Annotated in this window: 25 protein-coding genes; 14 read left to right on the top strand and 11 right to left on the bottom strand. The window is 42.8% G+C overall.

What is annotated here, in order from left to right:
- Positions 1-204 precede the first annotated feature (204 nt).
- From hbs to IEY48_RS05965, 3 genes are all read right to left on the bottom strand, one after another.
- Positions 205-477, bottom strand: a complete 273-nt coding sequence (gene hbs, locus IEY48_RS05975; protein WP_011638950.1) for a non-specific DNA-binding protein Hbs — start codon at positions 475-477, stop codon at positions 205-207.
- A 155-nt stretch (positions 478-632) separates the two neighbouring features.
- Positions 633-1,430: a response regulator gene (locus IEY48_RS05970; RefSeq protein ID WP_188918278.1), complete on the bottom strand. Its 798-nt coding sequence runs from the start codon at positions 1,428-1,430 to the stop codon at positions 633-635.
- Between the two features lie 43 nt (positions 1,431-1,473).
- Entirely contained in the window at positions 1,474-1,878 is a 405-nt protein-coding gene (locus IEY48_RS05965) for a hypothetical protein (protein WP_229786341.1), read from the bottom strand.
- A 66-nt stretch (positions 1,879-1,944) separates the two neighbouring features.
- Between IEY48_RS05965 and IEY48_RS05960 the strand changes: the two genes are divergently transcribed.
- Both IEY48_RS05960 and IEY48_RS05955 read left to right on the top strand, forming a co-directional pair.
- Positions 1,945-2,454: a DUF4240 domain-containing protein gene (locus tag IEY48_RS05960; protein WP_188918424.1), complete on the top strand. Its 510-nt coding sequence runs from the start codon at positions 1,945-1,947 to the stop codon at positions 2,452-2,454.
- Between the two features lie 208 nt (positions 2,455-2,662).
- The gene (locus IEY48_RS05955) at positions 2,663-3,187 is read left to right on the top strand and encodes a DUF3016 domain-containing protein (RefSeq protein ID WP_188918276.1); all 525 of its coding nucleotides are present in this window, start codon (positions 2,663-2,665) and stop codon (positions 3,185-3,187) included.
- A gap of 89 nt (positions 3,188-3,276) precedes the next feature.
- Here the strand turns inward: IEY48_RS05955 and IEY48_RS05950 are convergent, their stop codons facing one another.
- Positions 3,277-3,585: a prephenate dehydrogenase gene (locus tag IEY48_RS05950; protein ID WP_188918274.1), complete on the bottom strand. Its 309-nt coding sequence runs from the start codon at positions 3,583-3,585 to the stop codon at positions 3,277-3,279.
- A 52-nt stretch (positions 3,586-3,637) separates the two neighbouring features.
- On the opposite strand from IEY48_RS05950, the gene IEY48_RS05945 reads away from it, so the two are divergent.
- Positions 3,638-4,546: a TraB/GumN family protein gene (locus tag IEY48_RS05945; RefSeq protein ID WP_188918272.1), complete on the top strand. Its 909-nt coding sequence runs from the start codon at positions 3,638-3,640 to the stop codon at positions 4,544-4,546.
- 20 nt (positions 4,547-4,566) lie between these two features.
- On the opposite strand, the gene IEY48_RS05940 is transcribed toward IEY48_RS05945, so the two are convergent.
- Positions 4,567-5,346, bottom strand: coding sequence for a methyltransferase domain-containing protein (locus IEY48_RS05940; protein ID WP_188918270.1), 780 nt, complete (start codon positions 5,344-5,346; stop codon positions 4,567-4,569).
- Between the two features lie 286 nt (positions 5,347-5,632).
- Between IEY48_RS05940 and IEY48_RS05935 the strand changes: the two genes are divergently transcribed.
- Entirely contained in the window at positions 5,633-6,466 is an 834-nt protein-coding gene (locus IEY48_RS05935) for a MaoC family dehydratase (protein WP_188918422.1), read from the top strand.
- Positions 6,467-6,527: 61 nt separating this feature from the next.
- On the opposite strand, the gene IEY48_RS05930 is transcribed toward IEY48_RS05935, so the two are convergent.
- Positions 6,528-8,177 (bottom strand): mechanosensitive ion channel family protein, encoded by a 1,650-nt coding sequence (locus IEY48_RS05930; protein WP_188918268.1) that lies wholly within the window; start codon positions 8,175-8,177, stop codon positions 6,528-6,530.
- A gap of 127 nt (positions 8,178-8,304) precedes the next feature.
- Between IEY48_RS05930 and IEY48_RS05925 the strand changes: the two genes are divergently transcribed.
- Positions 8,305-8,631 (top strand): hypothetical protein, encoded by a 327-nt coding sequence (locus IEY48_RS05925; RefSeq protein ID WP_188918266.1) that lies wholly within the window; start codon positions 8,305-8,307, stop codon positions 8,629-8,631.
- Positions 8,632-8,642: 11 nt separating this feature from the next.
- Here IEY48_RS05925 and IEY48_RS20540 read toward each other — a convergent pair whose 3' ends face one another.
- Positions 8,643-8,768 (bottom strand): hypothetical protein, encoded by a 126-nt coding sequence (locus IEY48_RS20540; protein WP_268244295.1) that lies wholly within the window; start codon positions 8,766-8,768, stop codon positions 8,643-8,645.
- Positions 8,769-9,013: 245 nt separating this feature from the next.
- Here IEY48_RS20540 and IEY48_RS20390 point away from each other — a divergent pair, with 245 nt between their 5' ends.
- The 6 genes from IEY48_RS20390 to rraB all read left to right on the top strand — a co-directional run bounded on the left by IEY48_RS20390 (position 9,014) and on the right by rraB (position 13,670).
- Positions 9,014-9,304, top strand: a complete 291-nt coding sequence (locus IEY48_RS20390) for an ABC-type zinc uptake system zinc chaperone (RefSeq protein WP_229786340.1) — start codon at positions 9,014-9,016, stop codon at positions 9,302-9,304.
- Between the two features lie 85 nt (positions 9,305-9,389).
- Positions 9,390-10,586, top strand: a complete 1,197-nt coding sequence (locus tag IEY48_RS05920) for a hypothetical protein (RefSeq protein ID WP_188918264.1) — start codon at positions 9,390-9,392, stop codon at positions 10,584-10,586.
- Positions 10,570-11,475, top strand: a complete 906-nt coding sequence (locus IEY48_RS05915) for a metal ABC transporter solute-binding protein, Zn/Mn family (protein WP_188918263.1) — start codon at positions 10,570-10,572, stop codon at positions 11,473-11,475. Before IEY48_RS05920 ends, IEY48_RS05915 begins: the two co-directional genes overlap by 17 nt.
- Positions 11,476-11,479: 4 nt before the next feature.
- The gene (locus IEY48_RS05910) at positions 11,480-12,247 is read left to right on the top strand and encodes a metal ABC transporter permease (protein ID WP_188918261.1); all 768 of its coding nucleotides are present in this window, start codon (positions 11,480-11,482) and stop codon (positions 12,245-12,247) included.
- A 196-nt stretch (positions 12,248-12,443) separates the two neighbouring features.
- Complete coding sequence (locus IEY48_RS05905; RefSeq protein WP_188918259.1) at positions 12,444-13,187, top strand: 1-acylglycerol-3-phosphate O-acyltransferase; 744 nt, start codon at positions 12,444-12,446, stop codon at positions 13,185-13,187.
- A 69-nt stretch (positions 13,188-13,256) separates the two neighbouring features.
- Positions 13,257-13,670, top strand: coding sequence for a ribonuclease E inhibitor RraB (gene rraB / locus IEY48_RS05900; RefSeq protein WP_188918257.1), 414 nt, complete (start codon positions 13,257-13,259; stop codon positions 13,668-13,670).
- A 74-nt stretch (positions 13,671-13,744) separates the two neighbouring features.
- On the opposite strand, the gene IEY48_RS05895 is transcribed toward rraB, so the two are convergent.
- Complete coding sequence (locus IEY48_RS05895) at positions 13,745-14,701, bottom strand: sensor domain-containing diguanylate cyclase (RefSeq protein WP_188918255.1); 957 nt, start codon at positions 14,699-14,701, stop codon at positions 13,745-13,747.
- Between the two features lie 15 nt (positions 14,702-14,716).
- Entirely contained in the window at positions 14,717-15,712 is a 996-nt protein-coding gene (locus IEY48_RS05890) for a response regulator (protein ID WP_188918253.1), read from the bottom strand.
- A 412-nt stretch (positions 15,713-16,124) separates the two neighbouring features.
- Between IEY48_RS05890 and IEY48_RS05885 the strand changes: the two genes are divergently transcribed.
- Complete coding sequence (locus IEY48_RS05885) at positions 16,125-16,931, top strand: crotonase/enoyl-CoA hydratase family protein (RefSeq protein WP_188918251.1); 807 nt, start codon at positions 16,125-16,127, stop codon at positions 16,929-16,931.
- A gap of 38 nt (positions 16,932-16,969) precedes the next feature.
- Here the strand turns inward: IEY48_RS05885 and IEY48_RS05880 are convergent, their stop codons facing one another.
- Together IEY48_RS05880 and rapA are read right to left on the bottom strand one after the other, a co-directional pair.
- Positions 16,970-17,842, bottom strand: a complete 873-nt coding sequence (locus IEY48_RS05880; RefSeq protein ID WP_229786339.1) for a DUF3530 family protein — start codon at positions 17,840-17,842, stop codon at positions 16,970-16,972.
- An 87-nt stretch (positions 17,843-17,929) separates the two neighbouring features.
- A complete protein-coding gene (rapA, locus tag IEY48_RS05875; protein ID WP_188918249.1) occupies positions 17,930-20,836 on the bottom strand; it encodes an RNA polymerase-associated protein RapA in 2,907 nt (968 codons plus the stop codon).
- A gap of 351 nt (positions 20,837-21,187) precedes the next feature.
- On the opposite strand from rapA, the gene IEY48_RS05870 reads away from it, so the two are divergent.
- Both IEY48_RS05870 and IEY48_RS05865 read left to right on the top strand, forming a co-directional pair.
- Positions 21,188-22,582 carry a PhoH family protein gene (locus tag IEY48_RS05870; protein WP_188918247.1) on the top strand — a complete coding sequence of 465 codons (1,395 nt, stop codon included), beginning with the start codon at positions 21,188-21,190 and terminating at the stop codon, positions 22,580-22,582.
- A 250-nt stretch (positions 22,583-22,832) separates the two neighbouring features.
- A complete protein-coding gene (locus IEY48_RS05865; RefSeq protein WP_188918245.1) occupies positions 22,833-26,543 on the top strand; it encodes a response regulator in 3,711 nt (1,236 codons plus the stop codon).
- Positions 26,544-26,551 lie beyond the last annotated feature (8 nt).

Genomic DNA, 26,551 nt, shown 5'->3' with positions numbered 1-26,551 from the left:
CAATAGCTTAATTTGCGATGCCACATTTTGTAGCAAAGCGCTTGCTGCTTAATGATGCATAGCTGCACTTTTTTTGTGCAATTATGGATCTATGGTAATGGCTTGAGATTAAGCCATAAACTGAATTGATTTTTGCCATTCGTTAAATTTTACGCATAAAAAAACCTCCATAAGGAGGTTTTCGTCAAAGGACATAAGCGAAAATTAATTAACGCTGTCTTTTAATGTTTTGCCGGCTTTAAACTTAGGCACTGTCGCTGCTGCGATTTGAATTTCTTTGCCTGTTTGTGGATTGCGACCAGTACGTGCAGCACGTTGAGTGGTTTCAAATGAACCAAAACCAACGATAGAAATTTTATCACCATTTTTCATGGCTTCAGTTACCGCTTCTTCGAAAGATTTTAGTGCGCGGCCAGCTTCAGCTTTAGTTAGTTCAGCATTTTCAGCGATTTTTGCAATTAATTCACTTTTGTTCATATTGATATTCTCTGCTTTCCATAGAAGTGTTTTTTAAAACATCATTAACATGCCACAAGCTTTGGCGGTTTAAAAGCACTTTATCCTATAAATTCAGTATCTGTAGTGGTTTTAGGCCAAAATAAGCCTAAATTATGCCGCAAAAGTAAGCGTATTTACTCTTCGAGCAGTTGGTAAAGGATTTTTTTGACCAGCTGTGGCTCAAATGGCTTATCGCAAAGGGCATTGACGCCTGCACTAAACACATTACTTAAGTGGGTGTCGTTCGCTTCTGATGACACCATGAGGATCGGTATGTGTGACTGCTGGCTTTGGTTACGAATATATTGGGTTAGCGCTAAACCATCAACAGAGGGCATGTTGTAGTCGGTGATGACCAAATCAAACATTGTGTCTTGCATCAGTTTAATGGCTTGTGCGCCGTCTTCTGCTTCGGTGATAAATTGCATGCCTAAATTGGTAATTGTACGTTTAATGATGTTACGCGCCATGCGGCTGTCGTCTACCACCAGTACTCTAATATTGTGCACATCAAAATGGCTTAAATCGAGCTCGTCGTGACTCAACAAATCAATGGTTGAATGAAGCGCGGTGACTAAATGCTCCGCATTAAAGGGTTTCGGTAAAATAGCCACGACACCAGATTGCTTATAAATCTCTAATTGTTCACGGCGGCATTCGCTTGATACCAACATAAATTGAATGTCATTGAGTGCTGGAGTGTTGTTGATGTACTGCAATAAATCAGACGCTTCGCCATCGGAAAAATGAAGGGCGCTGGCTATTAAATCCGGTTTGTGGCGTAAAATAATTGCTTTTGCTTCATCGATACTTGTTGCCGTTTGGATGCTGCTTACCCCTTTTTGTTGTAAGTGGGACATAATAATTTTACGTTGTGTATCAGACGGTTCAAGCAATAATATCGACAGCTCATTAAGTGACAAACTTGGCATAGATTGTTTTCCGTTTTGACATTTTGATTGTTATTTTGGTTACTTAAGCTGATTTTGAGCTTAAATATTGCGTCATGACCTTAGACAGCCCCGCCCACCATTGAAAGCCTATTAATGAGACCAATACTAACCATAGTGGAATTAACGGAATGTTGTAACCTTGGAACACCAAATTGACGTCATCAGGTGTAATTTGGTAAGCAATAATGGCGGTGGTGCTCATGGCGACGAGCCCCATCGTTTGCAAACCAAGATAAACAAATAGCACTACTTTGGTCCAAGCCGCGCGGGTAAGAATACCAAATAACAGCGGTAATACACCTAGCGTGAGTAAGTCAAAGGCGTAAAAGGTGGTCATGCGCCACAAGGCGATAAGCGTGAGTAATATATACAAACATACCAAGGCTTTAACTCGTAATGGCATAGTGGATTGCACAATCTGGTTCATATTGGTCATCTGGGTAGAAAATTTCAGGTAGAATATCGCACAAACACGCTAGGTGGGTATATTTTGATGACAGAAACCGATTTTTGGGCACTGGTAACGCGCGAACAACCAGGCTTATCTTCTGATGAGGTGGCGCAGCAATTACGCAAAAAATTACAACCTTTAGATGATGAGTCACTTAAAGCGTTTGATAAAATGATGGGGCAACAATTACGTCGTAGCTATTTGTGGTCGGTTTGGGGCGCAGCCTACATTATTACTGGGTGCGATTCGGATTATGGATTTGCTGAATTTAGATGTTTTTTATTGTCGTTAGGCCAACAATGGTACGACAAAGTGGTGGCTAACCCTGACTGTTTAGCTGAGTTGGTACAATGGCCGTTAGTGGATGACTACGCTTATCCCTTTGTTGAAGATTATGATCTTATCGCGGGGCAAATTTACGAAGACCGCACCGGCCATGAATTACCCTTTGTACCGTCTGGGCAAAATACCCCCGTGGGTAAAAAGTTCAGTACTAAGCCAAAATTGATGCGCCAAACCTATCCATTACTGAGTGCACGCTTTCCTTTTTAAGAACAGCGTTTATTTAGTATTGAGTTGTTAAGCCTTGGTTCAGCTTGGTCGCGCTAAAGTCAATATATCAAGATGCAAAAGTGGGTGTTAGGCATTAATGATTGCTGATAGCTCACCCACAATATTGTCTAATCTCATTGATTAACAGCGTTAGCAGAGAGTGTAACCTGTTAATGGTGTATGACTGATGGGCCTTTGGAGGTTTATTATGAACGTAAAATACTTATTGCTTGCTTCGGCATTAACCTGTCAGGTGGCGTTGGCAGAAGATGCGCCTGAACCTAACCCGCAAACTGAAGTGGGTGTAGTTAAGATTGAATGGCAAAATCCTAAAGAGTTTCGTGACATTAAAACCTCTGCAGAACTGCAGTCGCGTTTCGAGAATCGTTTATTTGAAACCTTAACCAAAAACATCAATAAACAAGCTGAAAAGACCCTAAAACCGGGGCAAACCTTGCATATGCAAGTGACCGATATCGATTTAGCCGGTGATATGCGTCCTACATTTGGGGCAACACCGGGGGATTTGCGTATCGTTAAAGATCTATATCCGCCAAGAGCAACCTTTAGCTACAGTGTTAAAGAGGGCGATAACGTTGTTATTGCGGGTGATGAAAAAATCACTGATATGAGCTTTATGCATCATTCTAGTCGTATGCGTGACAGACCTTTTCAATACGAAACACGACTATTTGTTGAGTGGCTGCAAAAGACAGTTGAACCACAATTATAGTATGTATTACTTGAATGCTAAAAAAGCAAAAGCTCCATAATAGGAGCTTTTATTGTTTAATCTGCCAGTTAAATTATCTGATGTTCAGATTACTTAGAAAGCTTAAACACTTGTAGCGTTTGCAGAAGAGTGGCAAGCTTTTTAACGAACGCCTCGAGTGTTTCTGGAGCAACATGAGCGCTATTTTGCATGGCATCAAACTCGGCAACCAGCTCTTGAACATAGGGTAAAAAGCGATTGCTTTTTTCGGTAAAACCTTGATCTTCTGTAAATATGGCGACAAATTTACCGTGACCCGCTTTACGTAATTCATCAAGACGAGCGTCAGAATCAATCGCTTGTCGGTAGGCTATTTGCAGGTTTTCTTTTATCTGTAGAAAAACATTGGTATACGGCATAATCGCCTCATGGTGCTTGTGCAAAGAATATGACTAATTATAAGGAGCTGCTATGCAGGCAACAAGGAAAAGTCGGCTTAATTTGAATATCAGCTTGATTAATCGTCGTTTACAGCAACATTGCAGCCGTGTTGTTGCCCTGCTTTTGTGTGTGGCAGTATGGCCTGTAGCGGCATTAGACTCTCCGGTATTTTATAAAATTAATTATCAACAGCAGCAGGCGTATTTGTTAGGCTCTATCCATATTGGGCGTGCAGATTTTTATCCATTAGGGCAGCACATTGAATCAGCTTTTAAGCAGTCCGACGCCTTAGTTATAGAGGCTGATGTGTCTCAAGGTAATGCAGGTGCGTTATTACAACAATATGGTGCGTTGTCTGCCGATATTGCGGCTGAGGTTGATGCCACCCGTCAGCAATATTGCTTAAGTCATCAGGCGATGTGTCAGGCGTTAGCACCTTATGCTCCCTGGCTTCAGTCAACTCAAATCAGTGTCAGTCGTTTTGCTGGGCTGGGTTACAGTACAGAGCAAGGGGTTGATACTTATTTTACTGAAAATCGCAGCAGTAAAGCACTGATTGAGCTTGAAAGTATTGAGTTTCAATTTGAACTGATTTCATCGTTTTCACATAAAACCCAGCTGGAAATGCTCGATGAAGCCATTAATGCCAGTGATGCAGAAATGCTTGATTTGATTAATGCTTGGCGTCAAGGCGATGCTGATGCACTGGCCACTATTATGGAGTCGCAGGCCGGAGAGTCGGATGAGTTTTTAGACAAGTTACTCTGGAAGCGCAATCACACCATGAGTCAAAAAATTATCAGGCTGTTACAAGCTAAGGAGCAAGATCAATTATTTATTGTGGTCGGTGCGGGACATATTGTTGGTCAACAGGCCATTCCTGAATTGTTGAGACAACAAGGTGCCACAGTAACGCGCTGCACCTTATTACAATGCTAGTCTCAAAAAAGTGGCAATCATTACGTTGACGTGACTGATGATTGCCCTAAAAAATGTACATAACGACCGAGTGATAAATAGGGCTCGCGTTGTGAATAGGCTAATTCCATTTCAATCAGTTGCTGAGTGTCAAAATTAGGCGGCAAATGCTGTTTTAGATAATCGTTTATAACCCTGACTCCTGATTGAGTCTGGATGTGCATTTGCCATTCGTTAAACCATTGACGCACATCTTCGATGTATAAAGGGTGAGTAGGGGTTAAACCAATCTTCTTTTTAACCACAAGATCACGCTGTACATAATCAAAATTACCCGACACTAAACTGTGAAAACGCAGTGCTTCTTTATTATAAAACATCAATGAAAATAAGCCGCTAGGCTTTAGCAGTTTCAACAACCCTTGTAAGGTGGATTTCGCATCGATAAGCCATTCGGCCACCGCATGGCATAAAATAACGTCAAATTGCCCATATTGTGCAACGGTTAATGCTTGAATAGGGCTATGGACTAATTCAATCGATAATGGGGTGTCAGACTCGGCAATTTGTTGTTTAGCTAACGCGAGCATTTGCTCCGAAATATCACAAAGCACCACATCATGGCCTAATGCTGCAAGTTTTTGACTTAAAAAACCAAAGCCGCCGCCAGCATCTAATATGCGCAGACGAGGTTGCTCAAGGCTTGTTAATGCAGGAGCTAAGTCACGCCATAATACGGCTGCGCGAATTTCACCTTTAGTGGTGCCGTAAATGTTTTTCGCAAATTTGAGGCTAAGTTTATCGAAGTTTTTATCTTGCACTGTGGAATACAATTGTCGTCAGGTTGAAAGAGTAATTGTCTCATTGTGGCTTAAAAAAGGTAAAGAAAAATCAGTAATTGTATTAATAAGGTAAATAAAATTTGTCGATTACATCAAAATAACGATTAGCCATACTAAGATTTAAACGTAATAATCAATTAGCAGTTTAGTAACTCAGACTCAGTAAGGTATAATAAACGATTCACTTTTTTGCAGCGCATCAGTTTGGGCTGCCGAGTTAAGGTAAATCATTGTGAGCCACGACTATGCTATTGAATTAAAAGCGATGCCTTCGCTTTTGTCTCTGTATCGCAAAATCTTGTTCGGACGTAAACCCGGATGGGATCAAAAGCCATTGCCGAACATTTATGTGCAAGCGTCGAACGTGATAGCGTCGCCAGAGAAAATTCGTCAATATGCTGAAGTGTGTGGTTTTGACTTTGATGGTTCAATACTGCCACCAACCTATTTATATGTGTGGGCTTTTCGGTTACATGCGACCATTTTTACGCATAAAGCGGTAACTTTCCCATTGTTGGGAATGATCCATTTAAAAAATAGCATTAGTGCGTTTCGTCCAGTGCGTGCAGATGAAAACTTAACCGTACAATGTGAACTCACCGACAGTCGTCATACTGATTCGGGGCTTGAGTTTGACCTAGTGTCTAAGGTGTTTGTTGCTGATGAGTTAGTGTGGCAAGCATTGTCGACCTATTTATATCGTATTGAATCAACTGGTCGTCGTACTCGCCCGCCTAAGGCATCTGCAATGGCTTGGGAAAACGTTCAGCAATGGCGTTTAACCGAAGACTTAGGCCGCCGTTATGCTAAAGCATCGGGTGATTATAATTTGATACATTTGCATCCATTATTGTCTAAACGCTTTGGTTTTGAACGGGTACTTGCTCATGGTATGTGGTCAAAAGCCCGGGCGTTATCGCAATTGATGCCGCACATTGGCGAACGCGCTTTTCAGGTTGATGTTGAATTTAAATTACCGGTATTTATGCCATCGGAAGTGACGTTTGCCTTTGAAAGTATCGATAATGGCAAAAGCTTTGAAATGCGTGATGCGAAAGGTCGCAGGCCGCATTTACACGGTAGCGTGACTTACCTTTAGTTTTGATAATGCAATAAAAAAGCTCAAGCCATATGGCTTGAGCTTTTTTGTTTGGGCGTGATTACTTTTGGTAAATATGCACATCGCGCTGCGGGAACGGGATGCTGACGCCTTCAGCGTCAAAGCGCATTTTAACTTCGCGGGTAATGTCCCAGTATACTTCCCAATAATCATCAGGCTTTACCCAGGGCCTTACAACAAAGTCCACCGATGACTCACCTAATGTGTGTAATCTTACAATAGGTTCAGGTGTGGCTTGTACTTTAGGGTGTTGTTCAACAATGCTTTTTAAAATCTTTTCAGCATGTGGAATGTCATCGCCATAACCAATACCAAAAACTAAATCGACGCGGCGTTGCCGCTCAGCGGTGATGTTATTAATAGTGTCGCCCCAAATTTTATTGTTGGGCACAATTAAACGTTGGTTGTCGAGTGTTTTGATGGTGGTCGACACTAAGCTCATGTGGCTAACTCGGCCTGTCACCCCGGCAGCGTTAATTAAGTCGCCGACATCAAAGGGACGATAAATTAAGATCATCATACCTGAGGCAAAGTTTGACAGTGTGTCTTGTAATGCAAAACCAATAATTACCCCTGCAATACCAAAGCCTGCAAGTAATGGCCCAAGCTCAAAACCAAGCTGTGACAACGCAATTAATAACCCTAGGGCGTAAACAACTTTACTCGATAGCGAGATAAAAAACTCTTGCAGTAATTGGCTAAATTGCAGTTTAGATGCGCGAACTGTTTTTGAGATAATTTTAGTGACGATTTTTGCGACGAGACTGGTAATAAACAGAATGAGTAAAAACACCACTATTTTGAACGTCAGGCTAGGACCGTTATTGATGGTTTGATCTTTTATGACTTTAGCCCAGCCTTGCAGTAAGTTTGAGGCAACGCTGAAATTAAGCACATCTTGGGTGATGTCACCTGAAATGCTAAATAACGTTTGCTTTATTTGCGAGACATCTTTGCCTAAACCTTCAAGAATAAAGGCAGAGCTGGCTAAGCTTGAACTGCTTTGTTCTAAGCGCTCTTTGAAAGACACCACCCTGGCTTTTTGCTCTGGACTAATGTCTGCACCGGCGGTGTTTGCTTCAGCAACGGCTTTTTGTAATTCGTCCTGGGTGTACCGAACTAGGCTGTCAAATTGGTCGGCACGTAGCAGCATAAATTCTGTGAAGGTTTGTTTTTGCTGGCTGATATCAAGGCTTAACTTTTCTGCCCATTGCAGGGTTTCGAATGTTGCTTTTAGGTAATGGTCTCGTTCGAACTCGCGATCTGAGATTGCTGCAATAATTTTGCTGTCGTCATCACCGCCTAATTTGCTCCTTAATTGGGTAACGTCTAAATCAAGAGAGTGAATCACTGTAGTTAAAAAATCGATTTGATTTTTTACCAGCGATACCAGGTATTGCTGATCAGCTGTGCCTGAAGTAATCAATTGGCTGATTTCATCACGCAGTTCAGATGATTTGTTTTTAATGCGATATTCGGTAATGGTTCGAATTTCACCTTTGGCGTTTGGCAGTAATTTCGTCTCATTATTGATGGTTTGCTGTAACAGCGATATTTTGTTGTGGGTGTTAGTGTTGATTTCGGTGCTGTTGCTGGCGGGTGTTTGTGGGGCAGTGTCTTGTGCAAATACTGATTGAGTCATCATCAATGAGGTCATCAGTATCAATAAAACAGTTAAAATCCGTAACATCTTAGATCGTCAGTGAGGCTAGGTTGCAAATATAATAGTAGAAAATGGCTACAGGAGCTAGGTTGTCGCTGCTATTCGGGGGCTATTTTGGTAAACTGGCGCGCATTATTGATTTAGGATGCTTAACATGGCTCTGCAGTGTGCCCATTGCTACAAACATTTTTCGATTGCTAAAGTCACCGAAAGCCGCGGTAAAGGGTTGTCTGTTGAAGTGCAATGCCCACATTGCGCCGCGTGGCTTGGGCATAATAAGTCGTTGGCTGTGGCTAAAATAGCAGGGTTTTATGGTGGGGTGATTGCAGCCGCTGTAGGATATTTTGTTGATGGCACCGCGACGATAACCACGCCCTTAGTGATTTTAGCTGTGATTATCGTAGGCTTGTCGCACATTATGGATCATTTAAAAATGGTTGAAGCGCCAGCGGATGACAGCGGCGTTGATAGCAAATTGTAATGAGTGAATGGTTAATCAACCACAATAACTTGGCTTTCTAAAGACGTCTCAACATAGTAAATACCGCCTAGTACGACGATGCCAACAATAATCATGATTAAGATAATGCCAATGTTTTCGCGAATAAATTGTGCCATGAAATGAGTCCTTTATGCTTGTCTGCTTATGCTTATCAATGTGAGTGCCAGTCGTTATGTTATGAGCCACAGCTTAAGCGTATCTTAAAATGGCTTTGATTGATCACTATATCAACTACTTTATAATCGTCTATAAGTGAAAATGATAATTATCGTCATGATTTGTCACAATCTATCTATTGCTTTTAAGCACGGCTATTTTACACTTATACCTAATTTTATTAACTTGATGGATTAAAGTGTCTTTGAGTTCACGCATTCACATTAGACAAACTATTGCGATCTGGCTTAGTGCCATTTTGATCCTATTGTCTATTGCTGCCTCTGCGCACTCGGTTCGTCATCTTGATGATGGGGTGCAAAATCACTGTACCTTATGTTTTCATCAACATCAGCTAAATAAAACAATCCACACCAGTGAACTTGTTTTTATCGCAACGAAGCAATCTTTTGAACGCCCACAATTTTTATTGCCTTGTCTTGTTAGCGCATTTCAAGCTTACTATCAAAGTCGTGCCCCGCCTGTATCTCGTTAGTCCAACACTGTAATTAATTATTTTCCGTTATTTACCGGGTTATGAAAACCCGGATAGCGGCTACTTGTTGTATTTTGGAGATATTATGTCTGCGTTAAACACTCGCGTTTCTTTCTTGGCACTGGCATGTGCATTTAGTTCTTATTCAGCAATGGCTGAGGATTCAAGCTTAACTAACCCTAATATTAGTGCCGTTTTAGATGGTTATTATCAAACGGGCGATCGCCCTATGTCTGAACGCGAAGAAGGTTTTGGCCTCGGCGAAACAGAGTTGGCGTTAAGTGCCAATATTGATGAAATGTTTTACGGTAAAGTCACTGCAGTTGTTGAGTCGGCTGATGGTGAAACTGAAGTGAATTTGGAAGAGGCCTTTATCCAAACGTTGGCTTTGCCAAGTGGACTTTCTATTCGAGCGGGCCGTTTTTTATCTGATATTGGTTATTTAAATAATCAACATTTACATACCGATTCGTTTACTGAGCGTCCAGCGGCATACCGTGCATTTTTAGGTAATCATTATTTTGACGATGGTATTCGCTTAAGCTACGTAGCGCCAACTGATCTCTATTGGACCATGGGTGTTGAAGCCTTTGGAGGGGATAGCTTGCGCGCTGCTGATGAACATGGCGATCGTGACTTTGACGATGTAGGTGTGTTTACTGCGCTAACCAAAATTGGTGGTGATATTGGGGTAGAGAGTTCTTGGCAACTAGGGCTGAGCTACTTACGCAATGAAAATGGTTTAGCCTATGCTGAAGAGCATGAAGAAGAGGAAGTTGAAGAAGAGGAAGAGCATAGTCACAGCGCTTCTTACACTGGTGAAAATACTTACATAGTTGATTTTGTTTATAAATGGGCACCAAATGGTAACTATAAATATCAAAATCTGACTCTCAGTGGTGAATATTTTCGAGTGACAGACATTTTTGGTGAAGAGCCTGGACACGTTGAAGATATCGATGACATGGATGATCATGAAATCAGTGATGATGATTACCATGAAGGTTGGTATTTAAGTAGCGTTTATCAGTTCTCTCCAAGCTGGTCTGCTGGTGTGCGTTATGGCGAAATTGATACTTATGAGATCCATGAAGACCACCTAGATCCACAAAAATTAGAAGAAACCGAAGTCAGCCTTGCTTGGCACAGCAGCCATTTTTCGACTGTGCGCTTACAGTTTACTCATCAAAAAGGAACCAATTTTGATGGGGTAGAAGACGATAATATCGTTACTTTACAATATGTAATGTCATTAGGAGCTCACGGTGCGCATCAATTCTAAATTGCTTTTAGCAGTGGCAGTAATGCCACTGCTGTTTACCGCGACAGCAAAAGCGGAGCTTAATGTGTTTGCTTGTGAGGCTGAGTATGCGGCTTTAGCCAAAGCTTTAGCCCCGTCGGCCGACATCTATTCGGCAACGACAGCCATGCAAGATCCCCATCAAGTGCAGGCGCGCCCGAGCTTAATTGCTAAAATGCGCCAGGCTGATTTGGTGGTGTGTGCGGGTGCCGATTTAGAAATCGGTTGGTTGCCGATGCTGCAAATGAAAGCATCTAACCCTAAGGTTAAATCAACCGATAAAGGGCTATTTTTTGCTGCGGATCAAGTCGACACCTTAGATAAACTGGCGAGCGTTGATCGTTCAATGGGTGATGTACATGCCAAAGGCAATCCCCACTTACATTTAGATCCAGAGCGTATGCTGAGCATTGCTCAGGCTCTTAGTGCAAAGATGATTAAACTCGACCCGCAAAATAGCAGCGAGTATCAGCAATCACTTGCTGATTTTAGCCAACGCTGGCAGGCCAAAATCCCTCAGTGGCAAGAGCAAGCTAAAGGGTTAGCCGGTAAAAAGGTCATCGCTTATCATTCGAGTTTCCGTTATTTATTTAACTGGACTGGGATTGAACAAGTGGCTGACCTTGAGCCAAAACCTGGTTTAGCGCCAACAAGTAGCCACCTAGCGAGCTTACTGACCCGTGCAGAACAAGGTGATGTGATGGCGGTGATTGTGGCGTCTTATCAAGATGAACGTGGTGCAAAATGGTTAGGTGAACGTGCTAACTTGCCGGTATTGATGCTACCTATGTCTGTGGGTGGCAATGAGCAAAGCCAGGACTTATTCAGCCTATACGACAGCTTATTAGCACTGCTTAACGGGGTGAAATAACCTTATGTTTGATGCTGAGCTATTGTCTATATTGCTGCCAGCGTTAGTCGCCGGTTTACTGGTGTTATCGACTCATGTGTTGTTAGGCCAGCAGGTGCTTAAGCGCGGTATTATTTTTATCGACTTAGCCATTGCTCAAGTGGCAGCATTAGGGGCAATAGTCTCGCACATGGATCATAATATTGAGGATATGCCTTTTGTGCATGTGTGGATGCCGGCATTATTTGCGCTTGCAGGTGCTGGCGTGATTGCATGGATGGCTAAAAAGCTAACCAGTGAGTTGGAAGCAATGATTGGCTGCTTTTATGTACTGAGTGCTGTGGCCGCCATGCTATTGCTGGCGAATGATCCCCATGGTGCTGAGCTGCTAAAGCAATTAATGTCTGGGCAGATTTTGTGGGTAAGTTGGTCGCAACTTGTGTTACCTGCTGTGGTGTCTGCTGCTATTTTAGTGTTAATCGCGCTTAGGCCACAGCTCCTTGATGGTGCTGGTTTTTACTTTTTATTTGCCATAGTGATTACCTTGTCGGTAGAACTTGTTGGAGTGTACTTAGTGTTCAGCACGTTGATATTACCGGCATTGGCGTTAAATAAATTTACCGGTAAGTCTAAGCTAGCCTGGGCATATGCTGTCGGAATAGTAGGTTATATTGCAGGGCTGTTGTTGTCAGCAACATACGATTTGCCCAGTGGCGCCGCTATTGTGGCCACCTTAGCGATTAGTGCTTTAGTCTTTAGGCAGTTAGTCAAACTTCGCTCGACCACTGCTTAATCTGTCAGTTTGATGTGGCATCATCGATTAACGTGAGATTGATTGCGTTTGGGGTGCCGCATGGCTATCACATAAATCGTGTTATTCTGCCCTGTATAGCAGGGCAGAATATTTCAGCGTACATATGTAAACAAAATATTTGAGTCCCTAGACCTGCATCGTTATACTGTCGCCAATTATTTTGCAGGAGTATGCTGTGCTGCTTATCGCTCGTTCAATTATCCTCGCCGTGTTATTGTTTTTAGCCTTTGTATTTGCAATTGTATTTTGTCTTATTAGACCAATGCATCGCGACAACGTACATGTCATCGCTAAGATTTTTTCCTCTGTAGCTCCTGTGCTTGGCATTAAAGTGATCACTCGAACCAATCCGGTGAGTGACAAACAACAGCCGTGTATATATTTAGCTAATCACCAAAATAACTTTGATTTATTTACTCATACTTCTGCAGTGCCAAAGGGTACGGTGAGTTTAGGTAAGAAAAGTCTGGCGTGGATGCCATTGTTTGGCCAAATTTATTGGTTGTCAGGTAATATTCTGATTGACCGCAAAAACCGTCATAGTGCGTTTGATACTATGGCCAAAACCGTTGAGAAAATGAAAACCAAGCTGTTGTCTGTATGGATTTTCCCTGAGGGGACTCGCTCGCGTGGGCGTGGTTTATTGCCTTTTAAAGTGGGAGCGTTTCATACAGCCATTAGTGCACAGGTGCCTGTGGTACCCGTATTGGCGTCTTGTCAAAATCACATTAATTTAAACCGCTGGAATAACGGCGTGGTGATTGTTGAAATGATAGAGCCAATACCGACAGAAGGTTTAACTAAAAGTGATGTAAAAGCGTTTAGTGCGAAAGTGCATCAAGCCATGTCGGCTAAGTTGGCTGAGATAAACCAAGAAGCACTAGCGTTAAATCAAAAAGTAACGACTAAACCTGAGTGATAAGTTCGCAACTTATTTGAGTTTGAGTATAATTGGCTAAAATTTTTGTGTTTATTAACGGAGTAATCCATGTCTGTCGAGCGTCAGTTAAAAGAGCAATTTGCTGAAAACCGCGAAATTGTTGATGCCTTACTTGCTGATGGTTCAGAGCCTGATGCGGAATATACAATTGAACATCATTTTTCTGCGACCAATTTTGATCGTTTAGAAAAAGCCGCTGTTGATGCATTTAAGCTTGGTTTTGAAGTTAACGATGCTGAAGAAATGGAACTTGAAGATGGTTCAGTTATTTTCTGTTTTGATGCGATTGCTTATCATAAACTGGAAGCGCCATTACTTGATAAAGCCTGCGAACAGTTGATACAGCTCGCCGTGAAGCAAAAAGTGGATTATGACGGGTGGGGCACTTACTTTGTTGGTGACGACGCTGATATGGATGATGACGAAGAAGATGATGAAGAGAGCGCTGATTCATTTCATTAATCGATACCGTTAATGCACCGTTACAAAAAAACGCTCATCGATGATGAGCGTTTTTTTGTTTACAACGATTAACACTATTTGAATACAATGCTCTTATTTCGCCCTTGTTGCTTGGCGATATAAAGTGCTTTATCGGCTCCCGATAACCAGTTTGAACTGTTGTCGAGTTGTTCGCTTAAATCGTTAATGCCTAAGCTCACCGTGACTTTGATTAGACGGTTTTCAAAAGCAATTTCTGACTCTTCAATGCGTTTTCTTAACCGTTCAGTAAAGTGCAAGGCTTCTTCTGCTGTGGTTTTAGACAGCACCACGGCAAACTCTTCACCACCATAGCGCCCGGCGCAATCGGTTTCACGTAGCGACTGTTTTAACAAATAAGCAATGTGCTGAATGACTTTGTCGCCAGCAGGGTGGCCATATTTGTCGTTGACCTGCTTAAAGTGGTCAATATCAATCATTACCAAGGTTGAAGTGTCGCCATAGCGCGAATGACGTTCAAACTCTTTTTCCATGCAAATTTGCCAGTAACGGCGGTTGTGCAGTTGGGTTAAACCGTCTGTTTGGCTCAGCTCTTCTAATTGCTCATTGGCAGACTTTAATTGCAGCTTATTGACTGCAATGTCTGTTACGTCATAAACAATAATACTGATATGGGTAATTTCACCGGTTAACGATGCCAACGGCAATAGCGTGACGTTTTGAAACATAAAATCAGCACGACCCGTCACCGGACGATAGTTTTTAAATTTAAACACGTATGGCCGTTGCTCCCAACTAATAAAAGTACGGTTTTTTAATAAAAATACCGATTCCATTTTTTGTTTAAGCCAGTCGCTCGGTAAATCTGGAAACTTTTCGAACAGGTTGCCACCTTTAATAGAGTTAGGCGACACGCCACTGTGGTTTTCCATAAACCCGTTCCACAGCTGAATATTATAATCGCGATCAAGCACTACTAGGCCCACTTCAATGGTTTGTACCATATCAATTAGCCAGTGAAGTTCATTCATCGCACTTTGGTCATTAGACATAATTATTATCCGGCGTTAGTCGAGTAGGTAGCCAAGCTTGTAGTTAAGCGTAGGGATTGAGTCTTCAGTAAACAGCAGTAGCAAGTCGCACTGAATGTTGTAATCTTCAATGCGATAGTTAATTTCCATAGCCAGTGTGCGCTGCCACTTTTCTGAATTGTCGTGGATCAACTCATTGACACTACAATGTCTGCCAAGCACCACTGGATGCGCCTGACTAAACTTCATATCAAGCTGTTCTGAAATGCCATTTAAAAAAGCGCCAATTAGCACGTTACCCGTGTCCATCATGACTTCAATTTCGGTATTAATGTCATCTGGGTTTTCTAACCCCATGAGCTTGGCCATGTCTTCAAAACTCGAATCATGAAACAGTAATAACGCTTCACCGGCAATGCCCGCGCCAATAAAGCCCTGGCATAAGCCTGAGACTGTAGAGCTGCGCTCGGTGGCTTTTAATGCCATGGTGAGCTCACTGACTTCTAACACGTTGACATTAGGTATGGGGAGTAATACAAACACATCAAGCAGCTTGGCAAGTAAGTCTGCTGCGCGCCCCATGGCAACGTTGGCAATTTCTTGACATGCATCGCGCATATCAACTTTTACCATAGGGGTGTCTTCGGCTTGCTGGCCTTGAGTCAGGGTGAGAATGCCGTACTCTTGGAGAATATTGCTGATTGCATCAGCACTGACGGGCTTTTGAATAAAGTCGAGTGCACCTAAGGCTTTGACTCGCTCGTGGGCTTTAATTTGAATGTCGCCCGAGACGACAATAATTAATGCGGGTAAGTCTTGTTGTTGAACCGCTTGCAGTACTTCATAACCGTCCATGACGGGCATGTTAAGGTCGAGAAAGACGATTTCACCTTTGCCCGCGCGGATAACTTCGAGGCCTTCGGCACCATTTGCAGCGTAGCTGATTTCTACATCCCAATCTTTGGGAAGGGTGCGTGCCATTTGTTTTCTGGCTAATGCTGAATCATCACATATCAATATCGGTATGGTCATTGTGCCAAGGGTTCCTTAATTCGTCTTTTGGAAACACTCATCAAATCAACTGTGAGCGACACGAGACGTATCTTTATTATAAGACTGTTTTACAGTACTTTGTGTTTAATTGTTTATTATACGCAATTGTTAACAAAAATGACGAACAAGGATAATTAAAAACAATTCTGTAACATAAAATGTGTATTTGCTCTCATTCTGGTTTATCAAAAAGCTGATTAACAACCGCAACAACAGCTTGCACGGAAATTCATTCTAAATCATTTCTGCCCAAACAATATCATTTCACTGTAAAACTGTGGCAATAATTTGACCAATGTAACTATTTTGACAATAAATATTATTCCTACTAGGCGCAATGTCTTATATGGTAACCTAAAGACTGGACAGACCAGATAAACGGAAATTATTTATGGAAACGGATTTAGTCACACTTAATATTGAGCAAGGCATTGCCCATGTCTGCTTAAACCGCCCCAGTAAAATTAATGCACTCAGTTACGAGATGTTTAAAGCGATAGATAAGGTCATTAAACAATTGGCAAAAGATAAACGCATCAATGCCGTTATTTTGTCGGGTGCTGAAGGTAATTTCTGTTCTGGACTCGATGTTAAGAGTGTGGCAAGCTCGCCAAGTAAAGCGGCAAAGTTGTTGTTTAAATGGTTACCTGGTAACGCCAATTTAGCTCAGAGAGTGTCTCTTGGTTGGCAGCGTTTACCCATCCCCGTGATTGCCGTTTTACAGGGCTGTTGTTATGGCGGTGGCACCCAAATAGCCTTAGGTGCAGATGTTCGTATTGCCAGCCCTGAATGTAAGTTGTCGATTATGGAGGCTAAGTGGGGCTTAGTACCTGATATGGCTGGACTGGTGGCATTAAGACAAATCATCGCCAAAGATAAAGCATTAATGCTCACTTACAGCGCAGATATTTTGACCGCGCCACAAGCACTTGAACTTGGGCTGGTTAGTGAAATCAGCGATACGCCATATGAAACCGCACTCGCTTTAGCGCAAAAAATAATGCAGACCTCTCCGGATGCTAATGCTGCCATTAAGCGCAGTATTAACCAAAATTGGACTGGCACAGTGAGGAGCTTATTAGCGCGAGAATCTTTGAGCCAAATTCGCTTATTAATGGGTAAAAATCGCGTTATTGCTGCGATAAGGCAAACCAAAAAGCCAGACAAAAACTATCAATCAAGACAATCTTGGTGGTAACGCTTTGGCCGTGATGGCATAGGTTTATTAAGCCCGAGTTAGCGGCCGATAGCGCTTCTTGAAAAGCCCTCAATTTGATTAAGGGCCTCTTCCCAGCCGCTTTGGTTGCTAAAATCTAAGCTCATTTGATATTGACGGTAATAACGTGGCGGTTTGACCTGATTGTAGTTGAGCCTAGTTGAAGCATCTGCAATAGAAATTGGATGCCCGTCTCCTGATTGCAAGTCTAGAATGGGTAATGACATGGTCACTAATTGTTCTGCTATCGATTTTCGCTGGCTTTGCGAGTCAATCAAATATTCAAATTCACGATATGGATTAACGACTACAAACACATCTGGATTGGGGATCTTTTTGTCATACAACAAATTAGTCACCATGCCAGCACTGTCATCAATGGCAATTAAAATATTGGCACCGGGAAATAAACCTAACGTTGAGCCAAGCTGATTAATGGTTTCGCTGAGTGCCGCTTGTTGAAAATTACGCAGCTCGAGTAATTGCTCTGACGTATATTTTGGGATGCTTTTATTGGTGCCTAGAGTAATTTGCTCCTCTCCGGCTTCGCTAATATCTTCAGGTTTGGTGGCATAATTAGGACGATAAAGCCCTTTAGCTGGGGTTAGAGTAATACTTGCCCAGCCGCGAGTATTGATGTGGGTGCGCAAGTAATTGACCAGGCCGTTGGCATCGGCATCGGTATCTGACGGGCCAATAATAACCATTGAGCCAAATTGCTTTTTGCTCTCCCACGAACGGACTAATATTTCGATTTTTTTGCCGTCGATAGTGACAAATTTAATTTCATTGGCGTTTAAGTGGGCATACTTTTGCTGCGCCGTTACCGCGGGTGCAACAACCCACAACCCGATTGCGATAAGCATTAATTGGCAAAATTGTATTGTGCGCACTAAAACCTCACTGTGAAATAAAAACAATAATGCCCTGAAAACAGGGCATTATCAAAGTACTAAATGTATTCCCTATTGTAATAGGGGTTACACATGGCTCACTAACACCATACGGATGGCATCAAGCTGTAACTGGCTATTGTCCATGTAGTCAGTTAACTCGACCATTTGATTGCGAATATAGTCGAGCTCATCTTCGCGAATGTTCGGGTTAACGGCTTTTAGGGCTTCAAGTCGTTCAAGCTCACCGGTTAATTGCTGGGTCATTTTAGCCCTTGCATCCGAGACTAAATCGTTAAGCGCTTGCTTGGCGTGTTCTTCACCTTTAGCAAATAACGGGTGCAAAATAGGCTGTGATGCATTGACCAACTTACTGGCAATGTGTCGGTTAACCGCGCTAAGTTGCTTATCAAAGCTAGCATAGTCGACTTTATCGGACATATTTAAGCCATTTTTGTCTAGCAATATACGGATAGGCGTAGGCGGTAAATAACGGTAAAGCTGAGTAGATTTAGGGGCTGATGCATCTGCCATGTAAATCAATTCTAAAAACAATGTGCCTGCTGGTAGCGCTTTGTTTTTAAGAATGGCGACGCTAGTGGTACCAGTTTCTGAGCCTGTGATTAAATCTAAGCCGGTTTGCACTAACGGATGTTCTTGCGAAATAAACGCAATATCATCACGCGACAAGGCGGTGTTACGGTCAAACGTCACGGTGACACCGTCTTCATATAAACCAGGATATGTCGGGAACATCATGTGCTCGCTTGGGCGCAAAATAATCGAGTTTTCACCGCGATCTTCTTGATCAACACCAATAATGTCCCATAAGCGAATAACCGAACCAATTAAGTGGGTGTCGTTGTCGCTGTCTGACAAACGTTGAATTAACGCATTAGCACGCTCGCCACCATGTGAGTTGATTTCTAGCAGCTTATCGCGGCCTTGTTCCATGGCATGCTTGAGTTCTTTATAGCGATGCTGAGTATGGTTAAGTAATTGCACCATGGCATCTTCGTCATCGTTGCTAAGTACGTCAATGAGTTCGTCTGCAAACTCACCAAATAGCACATGACCACTTGGGCAAGTTAACTCAAATGCATTAAGGCCTTCGTGATACCAACGCATTAAACGCTCTTGTGCTGTGTCACTTAAGTACGGCAAATGTATTTGAATATCATTAAGCTGGCCGATACGGTCTAAACGGCCGATACGTTGCTCAAGTAAGTCAGGGTTGAGCGGCAAGTCGAACAACACAAGGTGGCTGGCAAACTGGAAGTTACGTCCTTCAGAGCCGATTTCAGAGCAAATTAATGCCTGTGCACCGCCTTCTTCTTGGGCAAAGTAAGCACCGGCTTTATCACGCTCGATGATTGACATGCCTTCGTGGAATACGGTGGCCTGGATCCCTTCGCGGGTACGCAGCGCTTCTTCAAGGCTTAATGCTGTTTCTGCTTGGCTGGCAATAATCAGCACTTTTTTGCTGCGATGATTTTTTAAGAAATCGATGAGCCAATCCACGCGAGGATCAAACTTCCACCAACTGGCGCTGTCGTTTTCAAAGGCTTGATAAAGCTTTTCTGGGCTTAATGCCTGTACCGCTTTAGCCTGGGCGGTTTTGGCGCTGCCCATCATGGCATTGACCCGCTCAGCGGTAATATATTGTTCAGGCATCTTTTGCGGATAAGCATTAAAGAAACGCGTAGGGAAACCCTTTACCGAAGCGCGGCTGTTACGGTAAAGCACGCGGCCTGTACCGTGACGGTCTAACAATTCTTGTAATAAGTCTTGGCGCGCCGCTTGCTGTAGCTCGCTATCAACGTCTTTTGCCTGGATTAAGCGAATGCTTGGCTCAATGTCTTTTTCGCTGAGCAATTCGGTTAAGCTGTTGATGGCACTGTCGGGTAATTTGCTGTCTTTGCTTAATGCTTCGGCCGCTTCGGCTACATCTTTGTAGCTTGATTCTTCTGCTAAAAATGCGTCGTAATCATAAAAACGATCGGGATCGAGCAAGCGCAAACGTGCAAAGTGGCTTTGATGGCCGAGCTGATCTGGCGTTGCGGTTAATAACAATACGCCAGGTACCACTTCACTTAATGCTTCTACGATTTGATAAGCACGGCTTGGCGCGTCTTCAGACCATTCTAAGTGATGGGCTTCGTCGACAACCATTAAGTCCCAGTCAGCGTCTAAAGCTTGCTCTAGGCGCTTTTTCTTGCGCAGTAGGTCAAGTGAGCAAATGATTAACTGTTCGGTATAAAATGGGTTGTCATTGTCGGCATAGGCTTCAACACAGCGGTCTTCGTCAAATACTGAAAAGCGCAGGTTAAAACGACGCAGCATTTCAACTAACCACTGATGGCGCAGGGTGTCTGGCACAATCACTAAAATACGCTCAGCGCGACCGGTGAGTAACTGCTGATGAATAATCAGGCCAGCTTCAATGGTTTTACCTAAACCGACTTCATCGGCAAGTAAAACCCGCGGCGCATAACGACGACCGACTTCGTGGGCAATCCACTGCTGGTGGGCAATAAGACCAACACGTGGGCCTTGTTGTCCCAATAAATCTGATGTGGCTAATTTATGGCGCAATAACTGGCATTGGTAACGTACACCAAAGCGTTCTAAGCGATCAATTTGCCCAGCAAACAAGCGGTCTTGAGGCTTGTTAAAACGAATATTATGGCTGAGCATTGTTTCGCGCAGGCTAACGTTTTCTTGAGTGTCACTGTGAATACCGTGGTAAATCACCAGTTGGTTTTTTTCTTCAACCTCGTTAATGGTGATACTCCAGCCTTCACCACTTTCAACGGTGTCACCAGGATTAAAAATAACCCGAGTTAGGGGAGCTTCACTGCGAGAAAACATCCGGTTTTCTCCAGTGGCAGGGAACAGCAGCGTAACCATGCGGCCTTCAATTTGAACGACGGTTCCTAATCCGAGCTCCGACTCGGTATCACTAATCCAGCGTTGACCTAAAGCAAAAGGCATCTTTTATTCTCTATTTGAAGCGGGGGAAACAAAAAGGGGGCGTATGTTAAACCAATCCCATCCAGATTGAAATTCTAGCATTGATTTATCTACCAGTTGGTTGTTTTTAGTGCAAGTTGACATTTCAGTGTCACATTGACGTCATAGTGTTTAGGGGCTGTTAACCTTTTACGAGTAATAAGGCGTGAATATTTTATTGAGTTATTGGGCAGCCAATGTCATAGTGATTTTAGGTGAGTCGGATGCTAAAGATGACTGCCTGTTTTCAATAATGAAGTAAATTATCCTTTTATGTTAAGCGTTTAAGTCGATACATTGAAATCAATTGATTGAGAGCACACTGGAGGCGCCATGGAACTAAACGACAAAAAGTTGTTTGTACTGGATACCAACGTGTTACTGCATGAACCTTTAGCGATATATTCGTTTAAAGAACATGACGTAATTATCCCGATGACTGTGTTAGAGGAACTTGACAGTATTAAGGATCGAAAGCGCGATGTGAGTCGCGATGCTCGAGTCGCCATACGAGCATTGGAGGATATTCTTGGCGGCCCGACGACCCCGGAGCAAATTTTAAAAGGCGTTGCATTACCCACCCGCGAAGAACACACAGAAGTCTCTGGCCATTTATCCATATTTCCTGACCATCAAATTGAATTTATTATCGGCTCACTTCCCGGTGACAATAACGATAACCGCATCATCAATACCGCACTGCATTTACAAAAAATTCACTCTCCACGCACCGTAGTCCTTGTCACTAAAGACATTAATATGCGCTTAAAGGCTAAAGGAGCCGGTATTGAGCTCGTTGAAGATTATCGCACTGATCAACTTATTGATGATATTCGTTTTTTAACCAAAGGTTTTTATCAGTTTCCGGGTGACTTTTGGCAAAATGTCGACAAAGTGTCGACAGACCGTAAGGGCAGGCATACTGTGCATCAGGTGCCGATTGATCACTTAGGTGGTGAAAACTTTTACCTTAATGAGTATTTAATTGATGACGGTTCAGATTTTTGCGCCAGAGTGGCCAGCAAAACCACCAAGCATCTTGAGATCATTGACCGTGGCCGTGATCGTTTAATGCACCATGAGGCATGGGGCGTTAAACCTAAAAACATATATCAGGGAATGGCACTTGATGCGCTGCTCGACCCCGATATTGAGTTGATTATTCTCACCGGGCCTGCGGGCTGTGGCAAAACCTTACTCGCCATGGCGGCCGCATTAGAATTAGTGGTTGAGCGCAAAATGTACGACAAGGTGATTGTTACGCGTAATACCCCAGAGATTGCCGAGTCCATTGGTTTTTTACCCGGTACAGAAGAAGAGAAAATGGCACCTTGGTTAGCGGCGATTACTGACACGCTTGAAGTGCTCCATAAAAACGATGTTAATCCCACTGGCAGCGTTAATTACATTATGGAAAAAGCCAACATTCAGTTTAAGTCGATAAACTTTATGCGCGGGCGTTCGATTCAAAACTCCGTGGTGATTTTAGATGAGTGTCAAAACCTGACGGCCTCACAAATTAAAACCATGATAACCCGAATGGGTGAGGGGACTAAGCTGATTTGTAGCGGTAACTTAGCGCAAATTGACTCGACCTATCTAACCGCTGTGACCTCGGGATTAACTTACATGGTAGAGCGTTTTAAAGACTTTGAGGGCAGTGCTAATATTTACTTAAATGGCGTGGTTCGTTCGCGCTTAGCGGAGTTTGCGGAAGAGCATTTGTAGTCTGCTTCGCCTTGGTTTATTCATTGAGCAGTAAACAAATAAGGTTGCCTAGGTGACCTTATTTTTTATATCTGTATTTTATTCTCTGATTACAGAGCTGTTTTTGAGGTTGGACAAGTCGCTAATCGATCATTATTACATGTGCTTGAGCTTATCTTCCTGATATCATAATCATTCGTTTTTTTATTGCCTATTTTTTGGTGTTATTCGTTTGCCAGCGCGTTATTTTCCGCTGTATCAAGGGTTGTTAATGAAACCGACTGAGCCAGATTTACAACTAAAATCTCCCATTCAACGCAATTATAACCAAGCGGTGTTTTACACTTATATTGGGGTGATTGTCATGGCCTTGTTGTCGGCCGGAATGATGTTTGAACGCCAAAAAGAACAACAAATTTATCAACGAGAAGAACAAGTTGCTCGGCATGTGTTGCAAATCGACTTATTGCTTGAGTCGAGTATTCGAGCGGTTAAGAGTTTGCGAGATGTGGCGGTTGATCATCTACGCCTTGGTGAGTTTGTACGTAAAGACAGGCTGCCACAATATGAAAAGTTCAACGCAGATGGCCAATTTTTTACCCTAGAGCCCAATTACGGAAAAAGTGATGTGCCTTTTACCAATATGGGCCGAATTACCGGTGCAGGGTCGCTTAATGAGCGCTCTGAGAGCTTTTATCAAGAACTTGAAATGCTGTTTGAACTGTCGTTATCGTTTCCGGTAGCGAAAGAAGCCGCGCCAAAAGCCTCGTCAATTTACTATATTTCAAAACGGCGGATGATGTCATTTTACCCTTGGGAAAATAATGACCTGCGCTTTAGAGATGAGCTACTCAACAAAAAACAATTCCAACTTTCTACACCTTCGATGAACCCACAGCGCAGCGTGTTTTGGAGCGAAGCTTACATCGATTCGGCCCATCAAGGGTTAATTACCACCTTAGGCTTACCGGTATATTTACAGGATGATTTTTTAGGTTCAATTAACCTCGACATGACCTTGTCGTCATTAGATAAGCAAATTCGCACCTATTTTAAAATGCCTGGTACAGTTATTTTGCTGGACCAACAAAACAATATTTTGTCGCACAGTGATTTTGATTCCAATGAAATGAACAAGGTGTTCCACATCAGCCAACGTATTCCGGCGGCGCTGCACTCTTTATCTGAATCTGAATTGTTTGATGCCCACGAAGGGATCATTCGTAATGGTTACTACATTCACTCTGTCGCCTTACATAATGCGCCATGGCGCTTGCTGTATTTACAAGATGAAGATGATTTATTTAAAGACTCATGGGACAAGTTGCAACTGAGCTTTTTACTGGTGGTATTAGCATTGTCGTTGCTGGTAACCATTGTGCATTGGCAAACTCGCCGGGCGTTTGTGAGCCCAGCATCGCGATTATTAACTCACCTTGAAGCCTGTTCGCAAGAGCCTATTCGCCCGCCTGAAAAAATCACTCACGGTTGGGAGCCTTGGTTTGCCCTGGTAAGCCGTATTTTTGAAGAAAACCGCCAATATACGCATCACCTAGCTGAGCAAAATAAACGCTTAGATAACTTAGTTGCTCGGCGTACTCAACGTTTACGCGAAACCACCGAGCGGCGTGAACGTGAATATGCTTTACTGCGATCGCTCATTGACTCGATCCCAGAAGCCATTGTGTTTAAAGACAAAGAAGGTAAATACTTAGGCTGTAATAAATCAGCAGAGCGCATGCTTGGTTACAGTGAAAACGAAATTATTGGTTTAACGTCTTCTGAAGTGGTGAGCCCAGAACAGGGGGAACGTATTGGTGAAGAAGACAAAAAAGTGCTCGCACAGCAGCACTCATTACGTTACCAAGAGCGGGTTAATATTGAAGGCAAACCGGTATTACTCGACACCTTTAAGTTACCGTTTTACAACCGCCGTGGCGATTTGCTCGGGTTAATTTCAGTATGGCGTGACATTACCAAAGAATACGATGCCGCAGAGCAACTGCGTATGTCAGAGCAACGCTATCATTTGGCGATGGACGCGGTAGAAGATGGATTGTGGGATTGGTATATCGATTCAGAACAAATTATTTGTAACCCAGCGTTTTACTCGATGCTTGGCTACCAAGCACATGAGTTTCCGCCATTATTAGCTTCGATTGATCAGCTTTGTCATCCCGACGATCGTGAGCGAGTACAACAATACCGTAATAACTATGTGGAAAACCCAAAAGGCACATATGAAATTGAATTCAGAATACTGGGTAAAAATAAGCAATATTATTGGGTGTTATCACGTGGGCGTGCGGTCGAATTTACAGATAGCGGCCGCAGTAAGCGTATGTTGGGTACTCACAAAGATATTACCAAACAAAAAAGTAACGAAGTTGCCTTGTTAGAAGCCAAGCAAGATGCTGAATTAGCCAATATGTATAAGAGTGAATTTTTGGCGAATATGAGCCATGAAATTCGTACGCCAATGAATGCCATTATTGGTATGGTGCAATTAGCGCAGCGTACAAATTTGACCCCTCAACAACAAGACTATCTTAATAAAGCTGGATTCTCGGCGCAGTCATTGCTGCGGATTATTAACGACATTTTAGACTTCTCGAAGATTGAAGCCGGTAAATTAGAGTTAGAACGTGTGGCGTTCCCACTTGATGAAGTTCTCGACCATGTTATTGATATCAATGCGATAAAAGCACAAGAAAAGGGCGTCGAACTATTACTTTATGCTCCAGTAACGGCAGGGCTTATTTTAAATGGCGACCCACTGCGTTTAGGTCAGGTATTGGTTAACTTATTGTCTAATGCCGTTAAATTTACTCAAAACGGTGAAGTTGAACTGGGCTGCGAAGACATCGCCAAGCGTGATAACCGTATTACCATGAAGTTTTGGGTGCGTGATACCGGTATTGGGATCAGTAAAGATCAGCAAGCCATGTTATTTGATGCATTTTCACAAGCCGACGGTTCCACCACTCGTAAATATGGCGGCACAGGGTTAGGGTTATCAATCAGTAAGCATTTGGTGTCAATGATGGGTGGCACCATGCAGGTCGAGTCAGAAATGAATGTCGGCAGTACCTTTAGCTTTAACATCAGTTTTGAAATTGCTGAAGAGCAGGTTATCGAACCATTAGTGGTGCCAGAGCAATTAAATAATCTTATGACCTTGGTGGTGGATGACAATCCAAGTGCATTACAGATGTATTCTGCGTTAATGAAAGATTTTAGCTTTGGTGTTGATACCGCAAACAGTGGGCAAAAAGCCTTAGATATTTTACGTAAAAAGCCCATTGATTTGTTGCTGCTTGACTGGATGATGCCAGAAATGAATGGCAGCGAGGTGATTAGCGCATTAGATGATATGGTCAGTAAAGGTGAAATAGCCAAGCGTCCGATTATTATCTTGATGACGGCGTATTCTGCTGAACCTTTAGATGCAGAACTGGCTAAAGATACTGTGTATGCAGTGTTACAAAAACCATTTAAAGCCTCTGATTTATTTGATGAAATTATCAGTGCCTTTGCTAAAGAGCCTAAACTCAATGCTATGCCAGTGGCTGAAGCAGACGAGCCTAGTAAAGAGTCTGGATTAATTTTATTAGTTGAAGATAACTTTATTAACCAACAAGTAGCCTCTGAACTGCTTAAAAGCGCAGGTTATGAGGTGGTGATTGCCGATAACGGTCAGGTTGCGCTTGATGTGATAGATTCTCAGTCGTTTGATGCGGTATTGATGGATATTCAAATGCCGGTGATGGACGGGTTAACCGCTTCAATAGAGCTGCGTAAACGTTATACCAAAGAGCAAATGCCTATTATCGCGATGACCGCCCATGCTATGTCGGGTGACCGCGAAAAAAGCCTTGGTGCAGGTATGAATGCACACATTACTAAACCTATTGTATTAACAGAGTTGTTTGAAACGTTATCGCATTGGATAGCTTACAAAAATAGTCATAAAAACGATTAAAAACACTG

This window comes from Shewanella saliphila (assembly GCF_014648295.1).
GTDB classification, from domain to species: domain Bacteria; phylum Pseudomonadota; class Gammaproteobacteria; order Enterobacterales; family Shewanellaceae; genus Shewanella; species Shewanella saliphila.
Note: the sequence above shows the minus strand (reverse complement) of the source record. Positions and strands in the feature narration are given on the sequence as shown.

Coding starts and splice junctions, on each gene's coding strand:
- hbs (WP_011638950.1), bottom strand. CDS start 477: ATGAACAAAAGTGAATTAATTGCAAAAATCGCTGAAAATGCTGAACTA.
- IEY48_RS05970 (WP_188918278.1), bottom strand. CDS start 1,430: ATGCCAAGTTTGTCACTTAATGAGCTGTCGATATTATTGCTTGAACCG.
- IEY48_RS05965 (WP_229786341.1), bottom strand. CDS start 1,878: ATGAACCAGATTGTGCAATCCACTATGCCATTACGAGTTAAAGCCTTG.
- IEY48_RS05960 (WP_188918424.1), top strand. CDS start 1,945: ATGACAGAAACCGATTTTTGGGCACTGGTAACGCGCGAACAACCAGGC.
- IEY48_RS05955 (WP_188918276.1), top strand. CDS start 2,663: ATGAACGTAAAATACTTATTGCTTGCTTCGGCATTAACCTGTCAGGTG.
- IEY48_RS05950 (WP_188918274.1), bottom strand. CDS start 3,585: ATGCCGTATACCAATGTTTTTCTACAGATAAAAGAAAACCTGCAAATA.
- IEY48_RS05945 (WP_188918272.1), top strand. CDS start 3,638: ATGCAGGCAACAAGGAAAAGTCGGCTTAATTTGAATATCAGCTTGATT.
- IEY48_RS05935 (WP_188918422.1), top strand. CDS start 5,633: ATGCCTTCGCTTTTGTCTCTGTATCGCAAAATCTTGTTCGGACGTAAA.
- IEY48_RS05930 (WP_188918268.1), bottom strand. CDS start 8,177: ATGTTACGGATTTTAACTGTTTTATTGATACTGATGACCTCATTGATG.
- IEY48_RS05925 (WP_188918266.1), top strand. CDS start 8,305: ATGGCTCTGCAGTGTGCCCATTGCTACAAACATTTTTCGATTGCTAAA.
- IEY48_RS20540 (WP_268244295.1), bottom strand. CDS start 8,768: ATGGCACAATTTATTCGCGAAAACATTGGCATTATCTTAATCATGATT.
- IEY48_RS05920 (WP_188918264.1), top strand. CDS start 9,390: ATGTCTGCGTTAAACACTCGCGTTTCTTTCTTGGCACTGGCATGTGCA.
- IEY48_RS05910 (WP_188918261.1), top strand. CDS start 11,480: ATGTTTGATGCTGAGCTATTGTCTATATTGCTGCCAGCGTTAGTCGCC.
- rraB (WP_188918257.1), top strand. CDS start 13,257: ATGTCTGTCGAGCGTCAGTTAAAAGAGCAATTTGCTGAAAACCGCGAA.
- IEY48_RS05895 (WP_188918255.1), bottom strand. CDS start 14,701: ATGTCTAATGACCAAAGTGCGATGAATGAACTTCACTGGCTAATTGAT.
- IEY48_RS05890 (WP_188918253.1), bottom strand. CDS start 15,712: ATGACCATACCGATATTGATATGTGATGATTCAGCATTAGCCAGAAAA.
- IEY48_RS05885 (WP_188918251.1), top strand. CDS start 16,125: ATGGAAACGGATTTAGTCACACTTAATATTGAGCAAGGCATTGCCCAT.
- rapA (WP_188918249.1), bottom strand. CDS start 20,836: ATGCCTTTTGCTTTAGGTCAACGCTGGATTAGTGATACCGAGTCGGAG.
- IEY48_RS05870 (WP_188918247.1), top strand. CDS start 21,188: ATGGAACTAAACGACAAAAAGTTGTTTGTACTGGATACCAACGTGTTA.
- IEY48_RS05865 (WP_188918245.1), top strand. CDS start 22,833: ATGAAACCGACTGAGCCAGATTTACAACTAAAATCTCCCATTCAACGC.